The sequence below is a fragment of the Brotaphodocola sp. genome (genome assembly GCF_050873365.1).
In the GTDB taxonomy this organism is placed as follows: domain Bacteria; phylum Bacillota; class Clostridia; order Lachnospirales; family Lachnospiraceae; genus Brotaphodocola.
Genome location: NZ_JBNMIQ010000028.1, coordinates 1 through 18,389, shown reverse-complemented (window position 1 = coordinate 18,389; position 18,389 = coordinate 1). Strand labels below are relative to the sequence as shown.

At 48.1% G+C, this 18,389-nt stretch carries 5 protein-coding genes; 2 read left to right on the top strand and 3 right to left on the bottom strand.

Annotated elements, in window-relative coordinates; genetic code table 11:
* Positions 1-41: 41 nt before the first annotated feature.
* The 3 genes from ACR0QT_RS11595 to ACR0QT_RS11585 are packed head-to-tail and all read right to left on the bottom strand — an operon-like array spanning position 42 to position 2,187.
* Positions 42-566 carry a Gx transporter family protein gene (locus ACR0QT_RS11595; RefSeq protein WP_432630924.1) on the bottom strand — a complete coding sequence of 175 codons (525 nt, stop codon included), beginning with the start codon at positions 564-566 and terminating at the stop codon, positions 42-44.
* Positions 563-982 (bottom strand): NusG domain II-containing protein, encoded by a 420-nt coding sequence (locus tag ACR0QT_RS11590; protein ID WP_432630923.1) that lies wholly within the window; start codon positions 980-982, stop codon positions 563-565. Before ACR0QT_RS11590 ends, ACR0QT_RS11595 begins: the two co-directional genes overlap by 4 nt.
* Entirely contained in the window at positions 979-2,187 is a 1,209-nt protein-coding gene (locus tag ACR0QT_RS11585; RefSeq protein WP_432630922.1) for an FAD:protein FMN transferase, read from the bottom strand. Before ACR0QT_RS11585 ends, ACR0QT_RS11590 begins: the two co-directional genes overlap by 4 nt.
* 468 nt (positions 2,188-2,655) lie before the next feature.
* On the opposite strand from ACR0QT_RS11585, the gene ACR0QT_RS11580 reads away from it, so the two are divergent.
* Complete coding sequence (locus ACR0QT_RS11580) at positions 2,656-8,703, top strand: FMN-binding protein (protein ID WP_432630921.1); 6,048 nt, start codon at positions 2,656-2,658, stop codon at positions 8,701-8,703.
* A 361-nt stretch (positions 8,704-9,064) separates the two neighbouring features.
* Positions 9,065-17,692, top strand: coding sequence for an FMN-binding protein (locus ACR0QT_RS11575; protein WP_432630920.1), 8,628 nt, complete (start codon positions 9,065-9,067; stop codon positions 17,690-17,692).
* Positions 17,693-18,389 lie beyond the last annotated feature (697 nt).

The window sequence follows — 18,389 nt, the reverse complement described above, 5'->3', positions numbered from 1 at the left end:
GTGGGGTGTAAAATACTAGAAAAGCTGGGAGAAGCGAACGTTTAAAAACGTCCGCCTCGTCCCAGCTTTTTCATGTGTGTGAGAAGGTACTGCGCGCAGTGACCGGTAAAGAATCCGCTGATAATGCCGGAGACCATCAGAACCGGAAGATACCAGAGAATTTCCGGGGTTCCGGTGATCGCGATGGCAACGCCGATCTGCCCGATGTTGTGGAAAATTGCTCCGATCACGCTCAGAAGCCAGAGACGTTTTAACGGAAACAGCGGGAAGAGCAGGGCGCAGACCAGAAAGCAGAGAAGGCCTCCGCTTAAGCTGTATGGAAGCGTCATGATCTGACCGCTTGCGAAAGCACCGAGTACGACGCGGGTGAGAAGAACCATCAGGGCATCTTTTCGTCCATACAGGTAAAAAACAGAGAGGGTGACGATGTTGGCAAGTCCCATTTTCACTCCGGGAACGGAGGTCAGAGGCGGGATGTTTGCTTCGATCACAAAGATGATGAGGGCGACTGTTGTCAGGAGCGCAAGCTGGGTCAGACGGGTCGTTGCCGAACTGTGCCCGCTCATCGTCCGGTCACCGCATCCAGTGCCTGATTGTCATCAGTCCCTTCCGATCCGTCCGAGGATTCTGTGGAGTCTTTGAAACGGATGCTCAATTTGTGAGGAAGACAGACGATCGGTTCCGGTCCGTGGGAGCGGATACCCTGCTTGACACAGATCTGATCGCGACAGTCTGCCTCAATGACGCCGATGCCGTCCGGGGAAATCTGAATCGTGTTCTGCGCCCCTGGTTCGCCGACGGTGAACGTTTCCGTCTCCTTAACCGAGGAGAGGTCAACCGTGCGGATCAGTTCACCCTGATAAACGATTTCCGCAAGGTTCTGGGAGTTACCTTTCTGGCGAAGAATCATCCATGCGCCGAGGAGTCCGATGCAGAGAACGGCAAGGGCGAGGGTGATCAGGAGGTTTGTCTTTTTTCTCAAGAAATCACCCGAACCTTTCCGCCATTTGTGACTTTACAGCGGTCTGCAAGTCCGGAAGTCACAAGAACCTCGCCGTTTTCTGTCATCATGATCGCTTCAAACTTGTCACGGTGATTCTGCCAGAAAGCGGAGGCATCATCCGGTCCCATGATAAAGAGAGAGGTTGAAAGTGCATCTGCGAGTGTGCCGTCCGGGCTGATGATCGTCACGGAAGTCAGTCCGCTCTCTGCCGGGTAGCCGGTGCGTGGATCGATGATGTGGTGATAGTGAACTCCATTTTCTTCAAAGTAACGCTGATAAGCGCCGGAGGTGATGACTGCCTCATCGGAGACTTCCACGACGGCAAACATTGCGTTTAAGTCATTCGGATCCTGAATGCCGACGCGCCAGAGCTTTCCGTCCGGTTTTGTTCCAAGTGTCTGGACATTTCCACCGAGGGAGATGATGCCGGAAGTCACACCGCTGTTTTTGAAGACTTCCATGACGCGCGCGGAGGTGAAGCCCTTTGCGATACCGCCAAGGTCGAGCTTGACATCTTCAGGAAGCGTGACATGATTGCCGGATAAGGTCACAGTTGAGGCATCGACATGGGAGAGAAGTTCCGCAAGTTCAGAGTCAGACGGAACGCGGTAATTTTTTGTGGTAAATCCCCAGGCTTCCATGACCGGCTCGATCGTGCAGTCAAAAATGCCGTTGGTGTCTTTTCCGTACTCGAGTGCACTTGCGAGAAGACTTCGTGTGTCTTCAGAGAGATCTCCCTCTCCATCTCTGTTTATACGGTAAATATCGCCGGTCTCGCTCGAGATCGAGAACAGCTTGTCAAGGCGCTGAATCTCAGCACTTGCAGAGTCGAGTGCCTCGCGGGCGTGAGAGCCGTAGGCAGTCAGGGACATTACCGTATCCATAGCGTAGAGTTCACTGCTCTCGCTCTCATTTGCCTTTGGATCAGGAGCTTCATTGTTGCTGTTTTCTGAAACGGACTGGTCGGATTCCTGAGAATCTTGAGAATCTGATGAAGCGTTCTCTGTGACAGCCTGATTTTCTGCTTGGCTGGAATCCGCAGATTCAGAGGCGGATACGGTGGACTCAGAAGCAGATACCGCGGAAGAGTCTGCGGTCTGATTTTTGGAATCTCCTGCACAGCCGGATGAGAGAAGGGCGGTACAGAGTAAGGTTGCAGTAAGTGTTTTTCTTATGATTTTCACAAAATTAATCCTCGGTTTCTTTCGCGTGTCACTCAGAGTGGATGTCGCCCTCTTCTATAAGTGGGAAATTGCAAACTTTTTCAGAAGGCGAATATCCGCTTTTGAGTCATACGATTTGTAATCATACGGTTCATATTAACATCGGCTAACTGGCTTGTCAAGCGCGAGAAATCAGTCAAAATCAGTAAAAAAAAGAGAGAAAAATGATAAAGAAAGCAATGAAAAAATTAATGAGAAAAATAGACGAATAGGCATGATTGGTATTCGTTGACAGAAGAGTTTGCTATTGCTAACATGGGAGATACAAATGCAGTTAGATACAACTAACTACTTAGTGGCTGTTTTAAGCTATTTTAATAGTTATCTGACTGCATCACGACGCAGGGATAAGCAATTGAGAACCGTGACTGGGAATGGGATTTGGACACGTTTCAAACTGTGGATGGACAATAGACAAAGGAGGGCGACATGAAAAAAGCACTGAAAAAGCAGGCGGTATTTATGATGCTTTCGACGGCGGTTGCAGTACAGACCGGATTTCCGGGATATGCACAGACGGCTGTCACAGGAAACTGGGCAAACGAAGATGGTGGATGGAAGTTTTACAATTCCGATCATCAGGCATATACGGGTTGGGTAAAGACCGAGAGTGGATGGTATTATCTGAATCCGGCGGACGGAAAAATGGTGACCGGATGGCAGAAGATTGATGGTTTCTGGTACTATTTTGAGACTGCACAGGAAGGCATTGAGGGACGGATGCATACCGGATGGTACAAGTCCGCAGAAAATACCTGGTATTTCTTTGAGAATGGCGCAGGAACGGCAACGGAGGGTCATATGGTGACCGGATGGCAGTGGGTTGATGGATACTGCTACTATTTCTCCGCAGAATCTTCCGATCAGCCGGGCGTTCAGGGATCAATGTATGCAGGACGGCGCACGCCGGATGATTATCCGACAAATGCAGATGGTCAGTGGACGCAGGAAGATCAGGCAGTTTATCGTCCGGGTCTCGGATTCAGCACAAAGACGAGTTCTTCCTCTGGAAGCAGCGCCAATCCGAGTCATTCAGGCGGTGGAAGCAGTTCCGGTGGAAGTTCCAGTGGTGGAAGCAGTTCCGGTGGAAACTCCAACGGTGGCTCAAATAATGGCTCTGACAACAACGGTTCTGACAATAATGGCTCAAATAATGGCAATAATGGTTCTAATTCCGGCGACAATGGATCAAATGAGAATCCGAGTAATCCGGACAACCCGAGCACGCCAGATACGCCGGACAAACCGGATCAGCCAGACAAACCGGAACAGCCGGACAAACCAGATACTCCGGATCAGCCGGATACCCCAGATCAGGAGGAGTACCAGTACCTGCTGATGAATATTCCGTATGAGGCATTCTACGAGGCGGAGATTGAGGGAAATGAGACGCCGGTCGATGGCGTTTCCTCTGCAACGAAGACAAAGACGAGAACAGGAAGCCTTGTAGGTGGTTCTTACCATGTAAACAGCGATGGAACAGACATCAGCGGTGTGATCTTCCCGGTTAAGGTTGCAAAGAATGCAGATCTAAGCAAATTTAAGCAGATCACGGACAGCGATTCTGTGAGCATCACGGTGACGAACCGCGGACAGACAAACACGACGGAGTATAAGGGCAAGGATGCATTGTTTGAGAGCGCAGATTACTCCTACTATGTTCTTTCTGAGACTCCGGATTATTACAAAGAGTTGACGATTGACGAGAATGGAAGTCTTTCGTTCGGCGAGGTTCAGGGCAAGAAGAAGAGCGTTTCAAGTGGTGTGAGTGCAACCCTTTCTACCGAGAGCAAATACGGTGACTACCAGCTGAGCTTTACCGGACTTCCGTCCGCAATCGACAATGACACGACCGTTTACGGTGTCGTTCTTCACACCGATAAGGGGGAGGACTACGGTCTGCGTCACCTTGAGAACATTTGGCTGAGAACAAACCTTGCATGGTCCGCAGGTGTTGTGACGACGACACATGGAAATACGCTTGCACCGGAGCATTACAAGTCGATGATGGGTAAGACAATCACCGGACTGACCTACTACACAAGCAATGGAATTTTAGAGATCACACTTGACGATGAGCTCTATGTACCGTTCAAGTTTGCTCATGCGGAGTTTGGTGTTGCAGGTGCGACCGTTGAGGCTGGAAAGACGGCGATCACCGGACTTGATGCAATTCCGGAGGACTATGAGGCAGAGTACACGATCACCGATCCGAATGGAAACATCGCAGATGGATTTGCGGTTGAAAACGGCGAGCTTGTGTGGAGCGGAAAAGCAGTCGCAGGAACTTACAAGCTGACCGCAAAGGACAAGAGTGGCAAATATGCAGACCTGACTGCAAGTTTTGTTCTGACCGAAAGCGAAGTTCCGAAGCCGGAGGGAACGGTCGTTGAGGGATCGGCAACCGTGGAGACGTTCGGATACGAGGCAAAAGTAAAAGTAACCTATGATTCCGAGTCCGGCAAGATCATCAAGGTAGAGGACAATGGAACCGATCCGGGCAATTCGATGAACGAATCGTTCTGGAAGAATGCAATCAACGGAATTCTCTCGAGATTTATCGGAAGAACGAGAGACGAAGTTGGAAGCGTCGATAAGGTTTCCGGTGCAACCCTCTCCTCCAATGCAATCAAGAAAGCCGTTCAGAATGCTCTGCCGGAGCCAGAAAAGCCGGAAGACACGAACATGAATGTAATGAAGTTTGTTGTGGACGGAGTGGAGCATACCTACTACTATGCAACCTATGTACCGCTTGAGACGCCTACGCTGATTGTAAATGGTGAGGATGTCACGAAGAAGGCAAAGACCATTCGTGCAAATTACAGCGGAAAGGCTTACTACTATGTAGAGGATGACCAGAAGCTGACGGGAACGATTTACGGTCTTGCAGATGTGCCGTATGCAGAGTTCTATGCAGGAGAGAAAACCGGTTACACGGGACCGTGGACTTCCTCCGAGGATATCAGCACAAGCGAGCATATGTACAACACCGTGATGCGTAACGGCGGATACGATGCGATCAGTTCTGCGACAACCGCAAAGTACGGTCTGTATACAGAGGCTTCCTACGGGGAGGAGACAGACAATGGATACAAGATCAACGGTGTTCAGACAAATGTCGGAATCAGCGCAGACCTCTTTGTGAGAGCAAGAATTCTCTCTGAGGTGGGTGTGAGCAGTCAGGGAAATACGTTCAGCATTTTGAACAGCATGACGAGTGGTGGTCGTGAGCTGACCGCAAAGGAGCCGACGTCTTACAAGACGATGTACTACGATGGCATGCTTTCCGAGATGCAGTACAGCGCAGAGGCACCGGAGCTTAACACGGATGGAATCACCGCAACGCTGAGTGATAAGAGCCGTTATGGTCATTACCAGATTGAGGTGGAGAACCTGCCGTCTGAGATCAAGGGTACTACCAACGTGCTCGGAGTTCTCGTGAAGACGGGCAACCGGATGGCAGACATTTATGGTCTTGCACATTTGGAGAATATCTGGAAGGATGCAAATGAGCTTGCACTTGCAGTGAAAGATGGAGTGGTATCCCACGGCAATAAGATCAGCTATGAGCGTTATTCTACATTGGAAGGTCAGACGATCGAGAGCATTGTTTATCTGCTCAGCGATTATCAGGCTGTGGAGATTCCGGTAAATCTGTACTGCCCGAAACTTCTCGATGATGGTCAGGGTATCGAGGCGGAGAGCGTTTCCTATCAGGCAGATGCCGATATGAGCGTTTCGATCAAGCTGAATCTTCCGTCTGATTATGATCCGCAGATTGACGGCGTGATGGTTGGAAGCAAGGAACTTGATGCAGATGCTTATCGCTATGCAGACGGTGTTCTGACTCTGAAGGCAGGCATGGTGACGCCGGGTGGTTATACCGTAACGATTCGCGATGGAGAGGCAGGAAACAAGGGCTACCAGAGTGTTCAGGCAACCTTTGCAGTGAACAGTGCGCTTCAGGCAGAGGACGTGAAGTTCTGGAACAATCGCCTTGTGATTTCCGGAAACAGCGGAGTGACGGTTGATGAGTACAGAAAGGCAATCACGGCGGTCTATGTGGATGGAGCACAGATGAAGGGGATTCCGGTTGAGCAGTTGATTCTTGAGGATGGTTCGATCAACTTTGATCTGGAATACCAGAGAAAAGGCAAGACGATCAAGGTGTTTAAGAATGGCGCAGAGGGAACCTACAAGCTCAAGCTCGAGGCAGACGGTTATCCAACGATTGAGGCGGAAGTTGGTTCTGGAAGCGCACTGGAGAATACGCTTGCAGATGGTGTTTGGTATGGAACGGCGACCGAGAGCTTCTACTACGAGAAGAACGGTCCGGATACGATCAAGGCAGTTGTTAAGGACGGCAAGATTGAATCCGTAGAGTCCGTGCTTTATAAAGAAGATGCTGTATATCGCAGAGGAACGAAGATTCTCGATTTTGCAGTTGGACTCAGCGATGTCAGCGATTTGAGACAGCAGTTGACGGATCGAAGCGGTTCCGGTTACGATGCAATCAGCGGAGCAACACAGACCGCAAAGAGCCAGATGAGTGCACTCGAGAATGCGCTTGAGCGTTCTGCAAAGTATCAGAAAGATGGTGTTGAGCAGAACATCAACTACATGGAATTTGAGACGCGCCCGAAGGCAGAGTCCGCTACCACGACTCTGGATCTGAGCGATTCTGTCCTGAAAGTACATCTGAAGGATGGAAGCACAAAACTTGTGAACTTTGATGAGTTTGAGGACTATGGAATTACGACGAATCCGGAAAATGGAAGCAAGATTCCGCAGAACGGACAGACAATCGAGATTAAGTTCCAGAATGAGGATGGTCTGATTGCAATTCCGGCATACGTTTATGCGAAAAAGACTCTTGTCTACCGCTATCCGACCCGCATGCAGGTAACTTACGCTGACCAGAGCACGCAGGATATCGAGCTGGATCAGAATAATTTCCGTTACAAGTTGAGCTCTGAAAAGACAATCGAGTCGGTAGATCTCTATGATGGCGACGAGAAGATTGTTTCCGGTGTATTTGATTCGGTATCGAGTGAGTGGAGAATGGAACTTGATGCAGTGAATGCAGGCGCAGAGTATACTGGTGGTTGGAAATACAGCCTGTATAAGCTCGTTGTTCAGATGGTTGCAGACAACTCTGCAATTGTCAGCGCAAGCATTGATGTGGATTCTGCGAAGACCTCCTATGTGGTAGGCGAGGAGCTGGATCTGAGCGGAGTGAGTGCCGTTGTCAAGACAGAGAAGGGAAATGAGAAGACGCTGTCTTCCTGGAGCGAACTTCAGAAGAATGGTTTCACTTCCAGTCTGAACAATGGATATGAGTTTACCGCAGATGATATTGGAACAAAGACGATCACGATCTCGGTTGTGATCAACGGCGAGACGATCAAAGAGAGCTTTGAGATTGAGGTCGCAGAGAAAGAAGTTGACGCGGATGCACAGATCCCGGCAAAGATTGTTCTGTACAGTGGCGACAGAGTGGTAAAAGAGATTGAGGTTGATAAAGATGCCTTTGTTGAGAGACAGGGTTATCTGATTCTGAGAAATGAAGTGATTTCTTCGGATTATAAGGATACCTGGAAAGAGTTTACTGCTGAGGTATTTAACAAGGGCGGTGACTTGTTGAACATCAATGTTGTTCCGAGATCAAACAATCTTCGCATTGAACTTCCGGATTACAAGGATTACGATCCGGAGTATGGCGGTTACATCATGATTGTATTCTCAGCAACCGGCGATCCGCTTGAGCCGGAGGAGATCAACCAGACACCGGCAAGAGTGGTATTCTCCGTAGATGGAGAGGATCTTGCGGAAGTCACGATTTCCGAGGAAGATCTTAAAAATGGTGGCGGATATGTAAGAAAGAGTGGTGTAGAACTGCCGGAGACTTACAAGGGAAACCTCGATAAGCTCACCGTTACGGTTTACAATGAGGATGATGATATCCTTGAGAGCACGATCGGAAGTGTCCGTGCATTTTACATGCAAATTCAGTTCCCGGAATATACAGAGTATGACTCAGAGGGAGGAGCTCTCACGGTTGTATTCAGCTTTGTGAGTGCGGAAGATGAGAATGCACTTGAAAGCGATGTGATCGATGTGGCTGACGAGGCAACTGATGAAGTTACAGATGAGGCACAGGAGAGCAAGTCTGATAAGTCAGATTCCGAGAAATTAAAGGATGTTGTTGAGACGGACGAAGATGAGGTCGCGGAAGATGATCAGATTGCTGATGCGGATTTGGTAACTGACGAGGTGGCAGATGAGGTTGAGGATGATTCTGAGGAGTCTTCCGATAGCGATCAGGCTGAAAAGTCTGAGGATTCCGAAAAAGAATCAGAGGATGAAATCGTAGCAGACGATGAGGATGCAGACGAAGCGGTTCAGGACGATAAGGAGAAGGATTTCGAGGAGAAAGTTTCATCTGAAAATGATACAGAAGATGATTCTGAGATCTAAGTCGTCATAAAAATTAAATTCAAAAAATTTTAGAGAAACCAGAGATTTCGCGGGTTCACCTGAAAGGGAGCGGACCTACGGAATCTCTGGTTTCTTTTATTTTGTAGAAGTCACTGAAAAAATATCGAAAAAGTCATGAGGAATCGAATTGGAAAATCGGGCTCACAGAGAATTCTGAAAAATGGAAAAATAGTAGGAAAAATAAAACAAAAACAGAAAGAAATTGAGAAGAGAAAGACATTGATAAAAATAGTCAACAAGAAACTGTAAAGAAGTTGACAAAGAAGGTTTGCTATTGCTAACATAAAAACCATAAAGGTAGTTAGTATCAACTAACTATTTGTGGCAAAAGGAGGAGAACATGAAAAAAGCACTGAAAAAGCAGGCAGCATTTGTCATGCTTTCGGCAGCGGTTGCAGTTCAGACCGGATTTCCGGGATATGCAGCAACCTCTGTTACAGGAAGCTGGGCAAATGAAGATGGCGGATGGAAGTTCTATAATTCCGATCATCAGGCTTATACCGGTTGGGCAAAGACTGAGAGCGGATGGTATTATCTGAATCCGGCGGACGGAAAAATGGTAACTGGATGGCAGAAGATCGATGGCTTCTGGTACTATTTTGAGACCGCACAGGAAGGCATTGAGGGACGGATGCATACCGGATGGTATAAAACCGCAGAAAATACCTGGTATTTCTTTGAGAATGGTTCTGGAAGTGCTACCGAGGGTCATATGGTGACCGGATGGCAGTGGATTGATGGATATTGCTATTATTTTTCCGCAGAATCTTCTGATCAGCCGGGCGTTCAGGGCGCTATGTACGCAGGACGTCGCACACCGGATGATTATCCGACAAATGCAGATGGTCAGTGGACTCAGGAGGATCAGGCAGTTTATCGTCCGGGTCTCGGATTCAGCACGAAGACGAGTTCTTCCTCTGGCAGTAGTTCAAGTGGAAGTTCCAGTTCGGGAAGCCATTCTGGTGGTGGAAGCAGTTCCGGCGGAAGCTCCAGTGGTGGCAGTAGCTCAGGTGGAAGTTCCAACAATGGCTCGAATAATGGTTCCAACAACAATGGTAACAATGGATCAAACAGCGGAGATTCCGGCAATAATGGCTCGGATAATGGCAATAACGGATCAAATGAAAATCCGAGTACTCCGGATAAACCGGATACGCCGGACAAGCCAGACACCCCGGATAAACCGGACAAACCAGATACCCCAGATCAGCCAGATACCCCGGATCAGGAAGAGTACCAGTACCTGCTGATGAACATCCCATATGAGGAGTTTTATGAGGGAGAAATCGAGGGCAACGAGGCTGGCGTCGATGCCGTTGCGTCTGCAACAAAGGTAAAAACGAGAAATATCAGTGTTGTTGCGGGTTCCTATCATGTGAACAGCGACGGAACAGACATCAGCGGTGTGATTTACCCGGTTAAGATCAAGAAAGATGCAGATCTTAGCAAGTTCAAGCAGATCACAGATGACGATTCTGTGAGCATTGAGATAAATAACCGTGGTCAGTATGTGCTGACTCAGTACAAGGGCAAGGATGCTCTGTTTGAGAGTGACGATTACTCTTATTACGTTCTCTCTGAGACCCCGTCCTACTACAAGGAAGTGTCTGTTGATGCAGATGGAAATCTGAGCTTTGGCAAGACGGAAGGCACAGAGAAAAACATTGAGGGTGTTTCGGCAAAACTTTCCACGAAGAGCAATTACGGCGATTATCAGCTGAGTTTTAATGGCATGCCGGATATGAGCGCAGATATTGTTTACGGAGTTGTGCTTCACACCGAGGAGGGCGAGGATTACGGTCTGCGCCATCTTGAGAACATCTGGAAAAAGACAAATCTTGCATGGTCTACGGGCTTCACAACCACATCGAAGGGGAATCCGCTTTCCTTTGAGCATTATCAGTCGATGATGGGCAAAAAGCTGACTGGAATGACCTACTACACAAGCGCAGGAATCATGGAAATTCCGTTTGCTGAAGATGTATATGTTCCGGTGAAAGTGGCATCCGGTCTGACGATTGAGAATGGAGCAGTCGATGCAGGAGAGGCAGGAATTGCCGTCAGCGGAGCAGAGATTCCGGCTGACTTTGATGCCGAGTATGTAGTAAAGAATTCTCTCGGCGAGAATGCCCCTGTTTCTTATGATGCAGAGAGCGGAAAACTGACCTGGAAAGGAAAGCTGAATGCAGGAAACTACACGCTGACAGTAACCGATAAGTCTGGCAAGTATGCACCACTCACTGGAAACTTTGTTCTTGAGACGGAGGCAGTTCCGGCAGTATTTACGCTGACTGAGGATGGCTGGAAACTTGCAAAGCCTGAAGGTGTTTCTGATGAGGAATTCCATGCATACCTGTCCGCAATCGCAAGTGTGAAAGTTGGCGATACCGTATACTCCGCAACTGGACGTAATGCGGTGAAGATCATTGACACGGAGACCGGAGCAATTGATTTTACGGTCAAGGTAAATGACGAGGCAATCTTTACAGAAGGTGAGACATATGAGCTAGAGATCACGGCAACCGGATATAAGGAGAATGTAGTCGGAACCGTGACCGCAGGAGAGAAGAAGCAGACGGAGCCGGTGATTGTTGAAAAAGAGGGCGAGGCAACTGTCGAGGAGAGCGACGATTACGATGTAGATGGAAGCTACCAGGCAAAAGTTATCGTCACGACTGATGGAAATGGCAATATTATTTCTGTCAAGGATAACGGAACCGTTCCGGGCAGTGGCAACCGTTCTTTCTGGAATAGGGCGACAAAGATCTTTGAGAGCTTTGCAGGAAAGACTGCCGATGAGGTAGATGATATTGATATTATTTCCGGAGCAACCGTTTCCTCAAATGCAATCAAACAGGCAGTCAAGAATGCACTTCAGAAGAGCGATGTCACCGAGGAGTATCAGTACCTGCTGATGAACATCCCGTATGAGGAGTTCTATAAGGCAGAGGTTGAAGGCAACGATGAGAGTGTCGATGCCGTTACTTCCGCAACGAAGGTGAAGACGAGAAATGGAAGTCTTGTTGCAGGTTCCTATCATGTGAACAGTGACGGAACGGACATCAGTGGTGTGACCTACCCGGTTAAGATTAAGAAAGATGCAGATTTAAGCAAGTTTAAACAGATTACAGACAACGATTCTGTGACGATCACTGTGAACAACCGTGGTCAGGATGTGACAACCACATACGAAGGCAAAGATACTCTGTTTGAGAGTGCAAACTACTCTTACTATGTTCTCTCTGAGACCCCGTCCTACTACAAGGAAGTGTCTATCGATGCAGATGGAAATCTGAGCTTCGGCAAGACTGAGGGAACAGAAAAGAACGTTGAGGGTGTATCCGCAAAACTTTCTACGACGAGCAATTACGGCGATTATCAGCTGAGCTTTGATGGAATGCCGGATGTGAGCGCAGATACGATTTACGGTGTCGTTCTTCACACAGAGGAGGGCGAGGACTATGGTCTGCGTCACCTTGAGAATATCTGGAGACAGACAAGTCTTGCATGGTCTGCCGGATTTACAACCGCATCTCACGGAAGTCCGTTGCAGTTTGAGCATTACAAGTCGATGATGGGCAAGAAGTTGACTGGAATGACCTACTACACGAGTGCAGGAGTCATGGAGATTCCGTTTGCTGAAAACGTGTATGTTCCGGTGAAACTGGCATCGGGTCTGACGATCGAGAGTGGAGCAGTCGATGCAGGAGAGGCAGGAATTGCCGTCAGCGGAGCAGAGATTCCGGCTGACTTTGATGTCGAGTATCAGGTGAAGAATTCTCTCGGCGAGAACGCCGCTGTTTCTTACGATTCAGAGAGCGGAAAGCTGACCTGGGAAGGCGCACTGACCGCAGGAAGCTACACATTGACTGTGACCGATAAGTCCGGCAAGTATGCACCTCTGACTGGAAACTTTGTTCTTGAGACGGAGGCAGTTCCGGCAGTATTTACACTGACCGAGGATGGCTGGAAGCTCACGAAGACGGATGATGCTTCTGACGAGGAATTCCGTGCGTACCTGTCCGCAATCACAAGCGTAAAAGTTGGTGAGACCGAGTACTCTGCAAGCGGGCGTGGAGCTGTGAAGATCATCGACACGATGACCGGAGAGATTGACTTTACCGCAAAAGCAAACAATGAGGCAATCTTTACGACCGGCGAGACGTATGAGCTTGAGATCACAGCGACCGGATACAAGAAGAACGTAGTTGGAACTGTAACCGCAGAGGAGAAGAAGCCGACGACGACCGCAAAAGAGGGCGAGGCAACTGTCAAGGAGAATGAGGAAGGCGACTATGTAGATGGAAGCTATCAGGCAAAGGTTCTCGTAACAACAGATGCAGATGGTAAGATTATCTCTGTTAAAGACAATGGAACAGATTCTGGAATTAATAACCGGATGTTCTGGAACAATGCAACAAAGATCTTTGAGAGATTTGCAGGAAAGACCGTCGATGAGGTTGATGATGTCGATATCATCACCGGAGCAACCGTTTCCTCGAATGCAATCAAGCAGGCCGTTAAGAATGCACTCAAGAACAATGAAGTATCTGATGAGTATCAGTATGTGCTGATGAACATCCCGTATGAGGCATTCTATGAGGCAGAGGTCGAGGGCAATGAGATGCCGGTCGATGGCGTTTCTTCTGCAACAAAGACAAAGACGAGAACAGGAAGCCTTGTAGGTGGTTCCTATCATGTAAACAGCGATGGAACTGACATCAGCGGTGTGATCTTCCCGGTTAAGGTTGCAAAGGATGCAGATCTGAGCAAGTTTAAGCAGATCACAGACAGCGATTCTCTGACGATCACTGTGACGAACCGCGGTCAGGAGCAGACAACCGAGTACAAGGGCAAAGACGCTCTGTTTGAGAGTGCAGATTACTCCTACTATGTTCTCTCTCAGACTCCGGATTACTACAAGGAGCTGACGATTGACGAGAATGGAACTCTTTCCTTCGGCGAGGTTCAGGGTGAGAAGGAAAATATCGCAAGCGGTGTAAGCGCAAAACTTTCTACGGAGACCAATTACGGTGATTATCAGCTGAGCTTTACCGGACTTCCGTCCGCAATCAGCAACGATACAACCGTTTACGGTGTTGTTCTTCATACTGATAAGGGCGAGGATTACGGTCTGCGCCACCTTGAGAACATCTGGCTGAGAACAAATCTTGCATGGTCCGCAGGTATTGTGACGACGACTCATGGAAATACGCTCAAATCTGCACATTACGAGTCGATGATGGGCAAGGCAATCACCGGAGTGACCTACTACACAAGCAATGGTGTGCTGGAGATCACGCTTGACGATGAGGTCTATGTACCGTTCAAGTTTGCTCATGCAGAGTTTGGTGTTGCAGGCGCAACCGTTGAGGCTGGAAAGACGGCAATCACCGGACTTGATGCAGTTCCGGAGGATTACGAGGCAGAGTACACAATCACTGATCCGAATGGAAATATCGCAGATGGATTTACGGTTGAAAACGGTGAAGTTGTATGGAGCGGAAAGGCAATCGCAGGAACCTACACGCTGACTGCAAAGGATAAGAAAGACAAGTACGCAGAACTGACCGCAAGTTTTGTTCTGACGACCGAGAGCGTTCCGGCAACTGCGACTGCAAATACAGATGGTGTATGGTCTCTGACGGCAACCGAAGATGCAACCGCAGATGAACTCAAATCTTACCTGTCCTCGATCGTTTCTGTAACTGTAAACGGAACGAAGTATCAGGCAAGCGGACGCGGAGCTGTCATCATTATCGATCCGAATACTGGAATCATCAATACCGACGCAAAGAGTGGCGATGAGGCAATCTTCGTGAAGGGTGAGAAGTATGAGATCGAGGTAGAGGCAACCGGATACGAGAAGAACCTGACGTTCGAGATGATCGCAGGCGAAGTTCCGACGCCGGAAGGCGCAGTCGTAGAAGGATCTGCAATGGTAGAAGTCTTCAATTATGAGGCAAAAGTAAAAGTAACCTATGATGCAGAGAGCGGTGTTATTGAGAAGGTAGAAGATAACGGAACAGAGCCAGGAAGCAATAAGAGCTTCTGGCAGACTGCATTGGATAAAGTTTTGTCTCGTTTCATCGGAAAGACGAAAGATACTGTTGATGAAGTAGATGCAAAGTCTGGAGCAACTTATTCGGCAAATGCAATCAAGAAGGCAGTCAAGAATGCACTTCCGGATAATGGGGTTGAGAAACCGGATGCACCGAAGCTGACGACCGCTGATTTCCGCACGAAATTCCTCTATGCAGGAACAGATACCGCAGAGCTTGCTGTGGAAGCAGAGGATGACACCGTTGTGAAGTACACGATCGATGGCAGTGATCCGTCCGCAAACGGAAGCAGTGTTCTGACTGCAGTGGATGGCGTGATTACAATCACACCTGAGACAAATGCAGACCAGACAGTCACAGTCAAGGCAGTTGCCATCAAGAATGGCGTAGCTTCCGCTGTTACGGAGCAGGAAGTTCAGTTTATTGAGATTCCGGAAGCACAGAGTGGTATGAGAGTATACGAGGGAAGCTCGATCGTCAATACCCCGTCTGGCAAGCCGTACACCGCAAAGCTCAAAGTTACGGTTGCTAATGGAAAAATTGTCAAGATTGAGGATAATGGAACGGAGACCATCGATATCCGCGATGAGGCATTCTGGGGTCCGTACATGTTCCCGAGATCTGAGCAGGGCATTTCTTCAAAGTTTGCAGGAAAAGATCTTGAAGAACTGGTAAATGCAAAGACGGTTCCAAATAGCACCTCTGATCTGCGCGTCGATGCAGTCACCGGAGCAACCGTATCTTCGGATGCAGTGAAGTATGCAGTTATCGATGCAATGCGCTCTGAGCCGATTGATTCGAGTGATGAGACCGTGATGGCACCGAGCGTAACCGCAGGATGGAGTACTCTCGTAACAAGAAAGAGCTACGGTGTAAACCTCAGAGTTTCTGCCGGTGAGAACACAACCGTTTACTACACGACAGACGGATCGGATCCGACACTGGAGAATGGAAGCAGATGCTATGGTTCTGTTACTGTTTATGCAAATGATAAAGAGAATGGTGATAAGGTTCAGGTGAAGTTTGCAGGCTTTGATGCGGATGGAAACCGCAGTAAGATCGTTTCCGTATGGTGCGCATTTACGGATAATGTTCCGAGTGCAATCTACAAGACCGGAACTTACACCGGAAGCGCCGATGATCTCGAGGCAACCGTAACCGTGACGAATGGATACGGAAGCAGACCGATTATTTCTCTGGTTAGTCTTGATGAGGAATCTCAGAAAGAATGTGAGGACTTCCTGTCAGAACTGCTTGCAGAAGTCTTCTATGAGCAGAGCACGAACATCGATCTCCTTGATGAGTACGATGCAGAGAAACAGCAGAAGGTTCTCGATGCAATCGATGTTGCTCTGGAAAAAGCTCTGAGTGCAGAAGTAAGCGTTTCCCTGAATCCGGAAAAGAAGATTTATGGAACACGTTACGGTAAGTATGAGTTTGATGAGGCACCTGAGGTAACGCTGAGTTGTGCAGTGAAGGGTACTGAGATTTACTATCATGAAACGGATTCCTCTGCAACGGAGACTCCGGATGCAGATACTTGGACGCTGTATGACGGATCATTCACTCCGACATTCACAAATGAGCAGGGCGGTACGCTTTATATTAATGTGGCATCGACGAAGGATGGAGAGAACTGGCTTGATACAAGACAGATTTCAATCACCTACAAGGAGAAGCCGGATGAGAATACCGTTATGATCGGTGATACCGGTTACACCAGCCTTGAGAAAGCATTTGCAGAGGTTGAGGACGGCGACACGATTGTTCTGAATAAGGATATTAACCTTGAAGACAGTGTGGAGATGCCGAAGGCAAGCTTTACGATCACTTCCGCAGAGGGCGAGTGCTACAAGCTCGAATCCAAGTATGCACTTGAGCTGAACGGCGATCTGGAAATCTCCAATCTTGACTGGGATGCAGAGGCATATCTCAACGGTCATAACTTTACTGCCGGTGAGGGTCTTGCAGAAAGCGAGTGGAGTTACATAACGCTCTATGCTAGCTCGAAGACAGGCAGTGTTGAGAGAAATCCGGAGATCAATATCCAGTCCGGACAGTTTGAGATTTACGGAGTTGCAAGAAATGCAGAGTTGATCGGTGATCTGACTGTTTCCGTAAGCGGAGCATCTAAGATCAAGTTCATCGGTGCACAGTACAGCGGTAAGCTCGATGGAGATATCTCTGTGACGGTCAACGGTGATGAAGGCGCAATGCTTTACTCCTTCGTCGGAAGACAGAGCAGTGGAGAGGTAACTGGTGATCTGAACCTGAAACTGGAAGGTGCAGTTGAGCTTAACAGTGGATGGTTAGCAACTTACCAGACTGTTCAGTATAACGATGATGCAAGCTGGGGAACTCTTGATCTGTCAGAGGCAGATCTCACTGAGGATGAGGTAAAACTCTTCAAGGGATTTGAGAATGTAATCAAAGCTAATGAGGATGAGATTACTGAGGAAGTTCCGGCAACCGAGGTAGCTGAGAAGAAGACTGAGGTTGAGAACGATCAGACAGAAGAAATCGCAGAGGACGGCGAGACCGCAAAGGATGAAACCACAGAGGAGGATTCCAAGAAGGATGAGACGGCTTCTGATGAAGAGGAGATCACCGGCGACGACGAGATCATTGATTCTGATGAGATCACAGATGAAACTGACGATGAGGAGAAAAACAATTCTTCCGAGTCTTCCGATGGCGAGCAGGCAGATGAGAATGAGAAATCTGAGGAAGATTCCAAGGATAGCAATTCCGAGGAAGTTGATTCTGAAGAAAAGTCCGATGAGGATTCCGAAGCTGACACAGACGAGGTAGAAGAAGATACAGAGGACGCAGAGATCGAGGATGAGAGCGATGTCGAAGAGACAGTCGAAGAATCCGAGCTGGTCGAAGAGGACTCTGAGAACTAAGTCATTATCGATGAAACAAGTTCTGATTGAATGAATTTTTTCGATGTGAAATAGTGGAAGAAGTTTTCTTATCGTGAAGAATTGTCAGGATTGGCAATAGGGCGACGAAGGCGAGAAAGCAGGTGCAAACCCGTGTGAATCGCCGGTGCTTAGGCTGTGTGTTTTACAGCCTTATGCACCGTTGCGATGAACCCGGAGCGAGAGCGAGTTTGCATCGCTTTGCTCGCCGGAGGAGCCAAGTTAAGGCTAAATCACTATCAATGAATTAAAAAAAGAATCAAAAAAGAATCAAAGAAGAATCAAGAAGAATCAAAAAGAATTAATTAAAGAAGTATTTTTAAAGAGACCAGAGGTTTCGCAGATTCCCCCGAAAGGGAGAGGATCTGTGGAATCTCTGGTCTTTTGTTTTTATTGGAAATTTTTGTGGAGGATAAGGAGTTCAGTTTCATTTCGATGTTATTTGGCACGAGATTGTGGAAAACTTGTGGATAAATGAATTACCACGTCTGAAGTCTCCGTTTCCTACGCCATCAGGCGTGGTTTCCGAAAGACTACGATAAGTGGCTTATGGCTATTCACAAAGCCCTATCCCAATGGGATTACTTTTAAGCGACAGTTTGTTGCAAAGTATATTTCTTTCGTCGCTGTCGCTTTTCTTTTGATTTGCTAAATGAATTTTTTGCTTGTAATTGTTTTT

Excerpts from the sequence above, each read along its gene's own strand:
- ACR0QT_RS11595 (WP_432630924.1), bottom strand. The coding sequence starts at position 566 with ATGAGCGGGCACAGTTCGGCAACGACCCGTCTGACCCAGCTTGCGCTC.
- ACR0QT_RS11580 (WP_432630921.1), top strand. The coding sequence starts at position 2,656 with ATGAAAAAAGCACTGAAAAAGCAGGCGGTATTTATGATGCTTTCGACG.
- ACR0QT_RS11575 (WP_432630920.1), top strand. The coding sequence starts at position 9,065 with ATGAAAAAAGCACTGAAAAAGCAGGCAGCATTTGTCATGCTTTCGGCA.